At 67.4% G+C, this 2,944-nt stretch carries 4 protein-coding genes; all 4 read left to right on the forward strand.

Annotated features, from left to right (window positions below):
- The first annotated feature begins 114 nt into the window (after nt 1–114).
- The gene (locus WBV89_RS09785; protein ID WP_423981152.1) at nt 115–393 is read left to right on the forward strand and encodes a phosphopantetheine-binding protein; all 279 of its coding nucleotides are present in this window, start codon (nt 115–117) and stop codon (nt 391–393) included.
- Between the two features lie 12 nt (nt 394–405).
- Nucleotides 406–1,080 (forward strand): ribonuclease III, encoded by a 675-nt coding sequence (gene rnc, locus WBV89_RS09790; RefSeq protein ID WP_423981153.1) that lies wholly within the window; start codon nt 406–408, stop codon nt 1,078–1,080.
- 1 nt (nt 1,081) lies between these two features.
- Complete coding sequence (gene mutM, locus WBV89_RS09795; RefSeq protein WP_423981154.1) at nt 1,082–1,918, forward strand: bifunctional DNA-formamidopyrimidine glycosylase/DNA-(apurinic or apyrimidinic site) lyase; 837 nt, start codon at nt 1,082–1,084, stop codon at nt 1,916–1,918.
- A gap of 84 nt (nt 1,919–2,002) precedes the next feature.
- On the forward strand, nt 2,003–2,944 hold a 942-nt coding region (locus WBV89_RS09800; protein WP_423981155.1), incomplete at its 3' end, for a chromosome segregation SMC family protein.

The following is a 2,944-nucleotide window of genomic DNA, read 5'->3' on the forward strand; positions in this document are numbered from 1 at the left end:
TGACATGATCGAGCACGAGATCACCGCCGAGATCACCGCCGCCATCGCAGCCACTCGCTGACGTGTCCGGGCCGTCCCGTCGGGCGCCCGATCACCCCAGCTAGGCTCACCGAAATGTCCTCGGAAAACAACATCGAGCGTGACGAGATCCTGCGCATCGTCCGTGATCGGCTGGCCGACATCCTCGAGATCGAGCCCGACACCATCGCCGAGGGTCACTCCTTCGTCGACGACCTCGATGCTGATTCACTGGCGCTCATCGAGCTCGTCGAGTCGCTCGAGGAAGAGGTCGGCGAGCGCGCCTCCGGATTCCGCATCGAGGACGAGCACCTCGAGGACCTGAAGACGGTGCGCGACGCTGTCGACTACGTCTTCGAGAACGCCAACGACTGACGCGCCGACTCGGTGGACCTCGATGATCTGAGCGCACGAATCGGATATCGCTTCGAGCGCGCCGATCTGCTCGAGCGATCGCTGGCACACCGATCGTGGTGCGCCGAGAATGACGGCGCGGACAGCAACGAACGCCTGGAGTTCCTCGGCGACGCGGTCCTCGGATGGGCGATCGCCGACATCACCTACCGGCGTTTCGACGACCTCTCGGAGGGACGGCTCACCGACCTTCGCAAGAGCGTCGTCAACGCACACGCGCTTGCCGAGGTGGCCGACGAGATCGGGCTCGGACCGTTCATCAAACTGGGCCGCGGTGAGTCGGCGGCCGGGGGAGCGGAGAAGCATTCGATCCTGTCCGACGTCTTCGAGGCCGTCCTCGGAGCGGTCTACCTCGACGGCGGCCCCGACGCCGCGTTCGCGTTCGTCGAGCGACACGTCGCCACCCGACTCGCAACCACGATCGACGGACTCGGCCATCTCGACTGGAAGACCGAGTTGCAGGAGCGGTGCGCCCGCCACGGCCGCCCGGCACCCGAGTACACGCTGACGTCCACGGGCCCGGACCACGCCAAGAGCTTCACGGCGACCGTCGCGGTCGGCGATGACGTCCTCGGCTCGGGTGAGGGAACGTCGAAGAAGGCCGCGGAGCAGGTCGCGGCTCACGCTGCGTGCCGAGTCCTCGACTGAAATGCCCGAACTGCCCGAGGTCGAGACCGTCCGCCGGGGGCTCGAGCGCCATCTCGTGGGGCGGCGGATCACGCGGGTCGAGGTCGGTCGGGAGCGGGTGGTGCGCCGCACGTCGCGCGAGGAACTGATCGCCGGATTGACCGATACGACCGTCCTCGCCGCCGATCGGCGTGGCAAGTATGTGCTGTGTCCGCTCGACAGTGGGGAGTCGATGATGATCCACCTGCGGATGAGCGGGCAGGTCCTGCTCGCCGAGGGTGGAGCAGCCCGACCGCCCCACACACACGTCGTGATGTACCTCGACGACGGTCGCGAGGCGTGGTTCGTCGATCCGCGCACGTTCGGCGAGGTGGTCGTGTTCGATCCCGAACGGATCGATGTCGAGCTGCCCGGCGTCGCCGCTCTCGGCGTCGACCCGATCGCCGACGAGTTCCCGCGCTCCGAACTGCGCCGCATCGTGAGATCGACGTCGAGGGCGCTCAAACCGTTGTTGCTCGACCAGCACGTGATCGCCGGCATCGGCAACATCTACGCCGACGAGGTCCTGCACCGGGCGCGGCTCCGGCCCGACCGGGCGGCGAACACGGTCGACGCGGCGGGCACCTGGCGGCTCCACGATGCGATCGTCGACATCCTGTCGGCATCGATTGCTGCGGGCGGGTCCACACTCGGCGACGCCCAGTACGTCGATCTGATGGGACAGGTCGGCTCGTACCAGGACGATCACCGGGTGTACGGCCGGACCGGTGAACGGTGCTCGACGTGCGGGCGCGGATGGATTCGCCGGACCGTGAGCGGCGGACGCAGCACCCATTTCTGCCCTGTCTGCCAACGCTGAGCGTTACGTAACGGGTCTGACCCGTTACGTAACGGTGCGGGAGCTGTCGGGTTCCGGTGGGGACCAAGTAGCTTCTTGGGCGCTGTGTTCTTGAAGAGTCTCGCCCTCAAGGGCTTCAAGTCGTTCGCCGATTCGACGAACATGGTTCTCGAACCCGGCGTGACGGTCGTCGTCGGACCCAACGGCTCCGGCAAGTCGAACGTCGTCGACGCGATGGCCTGGGTGCTCGGCGCCCAGTCGCCCAAGGCCGTCCGCAGCCAGAAGATGGACGACGTGATCTTCGCGGGCACGGCGGCGCGCCCGGCGCTCGGGCGCGCCGAGGTCAGCATCACGATCGACAACTCCGACGGAACGCTCGGGGTCGAGTTCAACGAGGTGACGATCACGCGCGTGCTGTTCCGCACGGGTGAGTCGGAGTACCAGATCAACGGCGTCACGTGCCGACTGCTCGACGTCCAGGAGATGCTCTCCGACGCCGGCGTCGGCCGACAGCAGCACGTCATCGTCAGCCAAGGCCAGATCGACGCCGTCCTCAACGCCCGCCCCGAGGAGCGGCGCGCGATCATCGAAGAGGCGGCGGGGGTCCTCAAGTTCCGCAAGCGCAAGGAGAAGGCGGAGCGTCGCCTCGACGCCACCGAGGCGAACCTACTGCGGGTCCAGGACCTGTTGCGGGAGGTTCGTCGTCAACTCCGTCCACTCGAACGCCAGGCGAAGGCCGCGGAGCGACACGGTTCGCTGATCGTCGAGCTGACCGAGCTCAAGACGTTCGTCGCCGGCCGCGAGATCGCTTCGCTGCGCACGAAACTCGGATCGCTCGCGTCGACCAAGCTCGACTCGTCGACCGCCGAGCAGGAGCTGAAGACGGCGCTCGCTCAGCTCGACACCGCGGTGATGTCGATCGAAGCCCAGCTCAGTGCTCGCGGCGAGAGCGACGTCAGCGACCGGCTGGTCCGGGTCGAACAGTTGCGGGAACGCTCCCGCGGCCTGTCGGCCGTGCTGGTCGAGCGACGGCGTTCGCTCGACCGC

It is taken from the genome of Ilumatobacter sp., assembly GCF_049588435.1.
Taxonomy (GTDB): Bacteria; Actinomycetota; Acidimicrobiia; order Acidimicrobiales; family Ilumatobacteraceae; genus Ilumatobacter_A.